Source organism: Weissella fangxianensis (genome assembly GCF_024718545.1).
In the GTDB taxonomy this organism is placed as follows: domain Bacteria; phylum Bacillota; class Bacilli; order Lactobacillales; family Lactobacillaceae; genus Weissella; species Weissella fangxianensis.
This window is the reverse complement of record NZ_JAMXDB010000061.1, coordinates 1-5,733: the sequence shown is the minus strand read 5'-3', so window position 1 is coordinate 5,733 and position 5,733 is coordinate 1. Positions and strand designations below refer to the sequence as shown.

The 5,733-nt window shown below is 37.3% G+C and carries 3 protein-coding genes, 3 tRNA genes and 2 rRNA genes; all 8 read left to right on the top strand.

Annotated features, from left to right (window positions below; translation table 11 throughout):
• Nucleotides 1-39 precede the first annotated feature (39 nt).
• A 5S ribosomal RNA gene (gene rrf / locus NGR58_RS09830) occupies nt 40-156 on the top strand.
• Between the two features lie 5 nt (nt 157-161).
• Nucleotides 162-234, top strand: a tRNA-Asn gene (locus NGR58_RS09825).
• Nucleotides 235-239: 5 nt separating this feature from the next.
• Nucleotides 240-312 (top strand) — tRNA-Thr (locus NGR58_RS09820).
• 237 nt (nt 313-549) lie between these two features.
• Nucleotides 550-2,088, top strand: coding sequence for an HD domain-containing protein (locus NGR58_RS09815; RefSeq protein WP_258089321.1), 1,539 nt, complete (start codon nt 550-552; stop codon nt 2,086-2,088).
• A complete protein-coding gene (locus tag NGR58_RS09810) occupies nt 2,088-4,241 on the top strand; it encodes an RNA degradosome polyphosphate kinase (RefSeq protein ID WP_258089320.1) in 2,154 nt (717 codons plus the stop codon). The genes NGR58_RS09815 and NGR58_RS09810 overlap by 1 nt, the downstream gene beginning before the upstream one ends.
• Before the next feature lie 27 nt (nt 4,242-4,268).
• Nucleotides 4,269-5,213: a Ppx/GppA family phosphatase gene (locus tag NGR58_RS09805; protein WP_258089319.1), complete on the top strand. Its 945-nt coding sequence runs from the start codon at nt 4,269-4,271 to the stop codon at nt 5,211-5,213.
• A 180-nt stretch (nt 5,214-5,393) separates the two neighbouring features.
• Nucleotides 5,394-5,510, top strand: a 5S ribosomal RNA gene (gene rrf / locus NGR58_RS09800).
• A gap of 5 nt (nt 5,511-5,515) precedes the next feature.
• Nucleotides 5,516-5,588: transfer RNA gene (locus NGR58_RS09795), tRNA-Asn, on the top strand.
• Nucleotides 5,589-5,733: the final 145 nt, after the last annotated feature.

Here is a 5,733-nt window from a genome sequence, read left to right as displayed (position 1 = left end):
GATTCAGTTTTGAGGGAACTAAGTTCACTCAATAAAACGTGTCGTGATGATGGCACTGAGGTCACACCTGTTCCCATACCGAACACAGTAGTTAAGCTCAGTAGCGCCAAAAGTAGTTGGAGGATCGACTCCTGCGAGGATAGGACGTCGCGATGCATCATTCCGAATTAGCTCAGTTGGTAGAGCACACGACTGTTAATCGTGCTGTCGTCGGTTCGAGCCCGACATTCGGAGTAATTGCCGACTTAGCTCAGTTGGTAGAGCAACGGTATCGTAAACCGTAGGTCGAGGGTTCGAATCCCCCAGTCGGCATGCGTGTAGCTCCTATAAATCTTGTTATCAAGGTTTATAGGAGCTTTTTGTATATAGAAATTTTTAAAATCGATGTGCACGCTTGCATAGGTTCTTTAAACTATGAGACCTTGGTATTAGAGGAAGTATCATGTTTTTTTATGCCATTAATCCATTTTTGCAGATTAAATTTGACAATTTATTGTATACTATCATATAAGAATTATAATTCGAAAAGAAGGATTGGGGAGACTCCAAATGAATAAAAAATACTTTGGCGTTATGACAGTCAACGTTACTGGGGTGGAATTGTTGATTGTTAATTTAAAAACACATAAGTCTCTTGAAAAAGTTGTAAAAGAAATTAATTTGGGTGATGATGTCTACCATCAACAACCAGTTAGATTTGAATCAGTTAATAAAATTGTTGAAGCGCTAACTGGCTTTATCCAGATACTACGTGATTATGGCGTTGAAAATTATCAATTATGGGGTAGTCAGGCTTTATCACAGGCACTGAATGCTGACTTTATGGCGGATCAGTTTTTCTTACATACAGGTATTGAAGTTCGATGGCTATCAATGAGTGACGAAGCATATTATCGTAATCAAAACATTTCTCTGGAACTTAAAAGAGATCATGAGGATAGTGAAGGTATTGCCTACTTGGTTGGTATTACCTCAGGAAATACATCCGTTACTCGTTTTGATAATGGTAACTTTGTAACATCGACTAATTTTGCAATAGGACCAATCAAAATTTCGGAAGATTTAGAAAGTTTACGACAATCTGCACCCAACTCTATTAGTGTCTTGAATGATTATATTGATAGTAAATTAAAAGATTTTGATATTGGTATTCTTGGTCGTGCTGCATCAGCAAAAGCAAATTCCCAAATTATTCTATTAGGGACATCGCCGATTAAAAATTTAGTCACACAATACCTTAAGCAGGAGAAGAAACCAGCTTTTTCGATTGCGGTTTTTAATGATTTAGTTGATGACATGGTAGATGCTTCAGACCAGTACCTGATTAATCAGCTGCAGGTTAACGAAGATGCAGTACCACTGATATTGCCAGAATTATTATTGATTCGGCGGATTATTCAGTTAACTAGTGCTAGACAAATTAGTTTTTCAGACTCAGAAATTGTTGATGGTATTGTTAACGATGAAGAAGTTATTCTCGGTTTTTCAAAACATGATTTTACTGACCAAATAATTACCATGGCTGTAAATTTAGCAGACCACTATGATGTTGAACCAATTCACCGCGAACTTGTTACTAAATTTGCTCGCCATTTATTTATTCAATTAAAACCACTCCATACACTGGGGAAGCGAGAGTTGGTACTATTAGAAATTGCTGCTATTTTACATGATGTGGGTAATTATATTGGTGTTCACTCTCATTACTTACATTCTGAGTATATTATTAGACATTCGGATATTATTGGCTTATCTAGTGAAGAGTTGGAAATCGTGGCTGCAATTGCGAAGTATCATAGTTCAACTACACCAAGTGAGGATTTGAGTCATTTTAGCCAAATTTCTGCAGATAATAGACGATTGATTTCAAAGTTAGCGGCAATTCTGCGTTTAGCAGACGCATTAGATGATGATCGCCAGCAAAAGATTAAGAAAATTTCAGTATCAATAAAAAGTAAAAGTGTCGTGATTTCGGCCTACAGTAATGACAATTTGGCCTATGAAAATTGGATTTTTAATTCTAAAAGTCATTTTTTTCAAGAAACATATGGCCGAAAAGCAGTATTAAAACAGAGGGGGGTTAAATAATGACAGAAATTGATTATGAAGACCCACAATTTTATACTAACCGCGAGTTAAGCTGGTTAGATTTTAATGATCGGGTGCTTGAAGAGGCACGTAATAAGCATAATCCATTATTAGAACGACTCAAATTTTTGGGAATTACACAGAGTAATATGGATGAATTTGTGATGGTTCGAGTGGCCTCTTTAGCAAAGCTAGTTGAAGTCAAATGGGATGGTCATGATGCGTCAGGATTATCAGCAGCCCAACAATTAAAGGCTGTTAATGATAAAGCCCATGAACAATTGGTTAAGCAATATACGACGTTGAATCGTATTTTATTGCCAGCAATTAAGCAGGTGGGCATTAATTTATTACGAGTTGAAGAATTAAATGATGAACAGTTGCAATTCATAAAGAGTTATTTTCATGATGAACTGTATCCGGTTCTAACACCAATGGCAGATGATACATCTCGTCCTTTTCCATTTATTGGTAACGACACGATCAACTTATCATTGCGCTTGAGTAAAAAAGGGCATGATAAGTCGTTATATGCGACACTGCAAGTGCCAAGTATTTTTCCACGTGTTGTCAGACTACCAAAGGCAGAGAATGATTTTATTTTATTAGAAGATATCATTAAGAAATTTGTTGACCAATTATTTGTTAATTACGATATTCATGATGTATCTACTTTCCGAGTCATTCGTGATATGGATTTGGATGTGGCTGAAGAGGATACATCTGATTTATTGAAGGAAGTACAACAGCAGTTAAAGTTACGCGAACATGGAAAAGTCATTCGGCTAGAAGTTGAATCTGATATTAGTAAAAAGTTGCGGAAACGGCTGGTGCGTGAATTAGGAACTGACGAAGATTCGGTTTATGAGGTTAATGGTCCGGTTGATTTAAACTTCTTAGGTAAACTGTATAGCACAGTAACTGACAAAGATGAATTAAAGTATCCGCCATTTCAAGCTTATCAGGATACAGACCTCGATGATGAGCATAATATTTTCGAATCGATACAAGAACGAGACCGGTTAATGCAGCATCCATATGATAAATTTGATTCAGTGGTGGAATTTATTCGTCAAGCATCTACTGATAAAGATGTCTTAGCAATTAAAATGACCCTATATCGGGTGTCAGGTAATTCACCAATTATTAAATATTTGGGTCGTGCGGCACAAAATGGTAAACAGGTGACTGTTTTGGTTGAGGTCAAAGCACGGTTTGATGAAGAAAATAACGTGCACTGGGCACGTCAACTTGAACGCATGGGATGTCATGTAATCTATGGGTTGGTTGGTTTAAAAACACATTCTAAATTGTCATTAGTTGTACGACGTGAAGAAAGTGGTATTCGACGATATGTTCATTTAGGGACCGGAAATTATAACGATAGTACAGCTCATTTCTATACGGATATTGGCTTGTTGACGGCAAATAATAATATCGGTATCGATGTGACAAATATATTTAATATGTTATCGGGTTATTCTCAGCCACCATACTTTCATAAACTTCATATTTCGCCAAACGGCATTCGAGAATTTATTATTGATAAGTTAGACCAGGCCATTAGTTATGCACAATTCGGTCGGCCAGTACATGTTCAGATGAAGATGAATTCTTTGTCTGATCAGGAAATGATTGCTAAAATGTACGAAGCATCGCATGCTGGTGTAAAAATTGATCTACTGATTCGGGGAATTTGTTGTTTGAAACCTGGTATTAAAGGAATCAGTGAGTCAATCAGTGTGCATTCAATTGTCGGACGTTTTTTGGAACATAGTCGAATTTATATTTTTGATTTTGAAGGTGAGAAGCAAGTTTACTTATCGTCAGCTGATTTGATGACAAGAAACTTAAATCGACGGGTTGAACAACTGTTTCCAGTTGAACAGCCTGATTTGGTACAACGTGTTTTATCGATTTATCAAACATTGTGGGATGATAATGTGAGAACACGGGTACTCGATGTTGATGGCACATACAATCGGGTCGATCGTCGGGGTCGGGCTTCATTAGATGCGCAAGATTATTTTGCTGTGCAAGCAACAAAGTGGGCAGAGAAGCAGCAGTTGGATTCACATAAGCAAAATCCAAATCAGTTTCAACCGATGATGAGTCCAGAAAATCAACATGATCCGTTTGGTGAGGAAAGATAATCGACGTAATAATAGAAAGGAAGTTTAATGGAAAACTTTGTAGTAATTGATTTGGGATCTAATTCAGTTCGAATGACAATTACCCGTATTAATGAAGATGGTACGCATGAAACATTGACGCATATGAAGGAGTTTGTGCGTTTATCTGAAAATATGGGTGAAAAGAAAATCTTACAACCAGCAGCTATTGAACGAACAATGAAAGCTTTGCATTCATTCAAAGATATCTATAAAAAATTAGATAATGTTCGCATTAAGGCTGTTGCAACGGCTGCGGTACGCCAGGCATCAAATCAAAAGGCATTTTTGAAACAGGTCAAGTCAGAGATTGGGATTAATCTAGAAGTTATTTCGGGTACACAAGAAGCCTATTATGACTATATCGGGGTGACTGAAACTTTGCCGATTACCAACGCTATTCTAATTGATACGGGTGGAGCAAGTATTGAAATTGTGCTGGTTCAGAACGGTGAAGTGACTAACCTAATTAGTATTCCAATCGGTTCTGTTACTATTTCTTCTGAATATGACTTAGGTAACCATGTTTCGGCTTCTGAATTATTCAAAGCTGTTATCTCAATTAATGAAATCTTCCAAAATATTTGGTGGTTAAAGAATGGTTTGAACCTGCCAATTATTGGCTTGGGCGGTAGCAATCGTACGCTTGCTAAGATTAATCGGCGTCGTGATCGACTATTCAATATGGAAGATGTTCACGGTTACCAAATTAAAGATACGCAAGTGAACAAAACATTTGAGGACATTATTAGTTTGGACTTTGAAGGACGCAAAGAGGTACCTGGTATCAGTAAAGATCGTGCCGATATTATTGTTGGTGGTTTGATACCTGTAATTCTCTTAATGAATTATTTGGATTCCGAAAAAATTACTTTTTCAACGAGTGGCTTAAGAGTTGGTATCTTGTATGAACGCCTGCATGATATCCTACGAGAAAATGTTGCCAATCAATAGAAAATATTAAATAACTGGTTTAGTCTAAAAGTCTGAAATCTAAGAAATTATAGATTTCAGACTTTTTTATGGGTCAAACAGATTGAAAATTCTTTGTTAGTCATGTTCGCGTGAAAATGTTGACAAATTTGAGGTTTCAAGCTAATATTATCTTCTGTGAGTGACATACTTACATTATCGTGTCGTGATGACGGCACTGAGGTCACACCTGTTCCCATACCGAACACAGTAGTTAAGCTCAGTAGCGCCAAAAGTAGTTGGAGGATCGCCTCCTGCGAGGATAGGACGTCGCGATGCATCATTCCGAATTAGCTCAGTTGGTAGAGCACACGACTGTTAATCGTGCTGTCGTCGGTTCGAGCCCGACATTCGGAGTTCAATGGCCATTCCAGGTGGTGAACTGAACCCCGTAAGTTGGAGTAATTTCCAAAACTTACGGGGTTTTACTATGTTTTCAAAAGAAGTACAAATTGAAGCTGTCACAATGTATCTACAAGGTATTCCGCCTTATAAAATACGG

Excerpts from the sequence above, each read along its gene's own strand:
- NGR58_RS09815 (WP_258089321.1), top strand. The coding sequence starts at position 550 with ATGAATAAAAAATACTTTGGCGTTATGACAGTCAACGTTACTGGGGTG.
- NGR58_RS09810 (WP_258089320.1), top strand. The coding sequence starts at position 2,088 with ATGACAGAAATTGATTATGAAGACCCACAATTTTATACTAACCGCGAG.
- NGR58_RS09805 (WP_258089319.1), top strand. The coding sequence starts at position 4,269 with ATGGAAAACTTTGTAGTAATTGATTTGGGATCTAATTCAGTTCGAATG.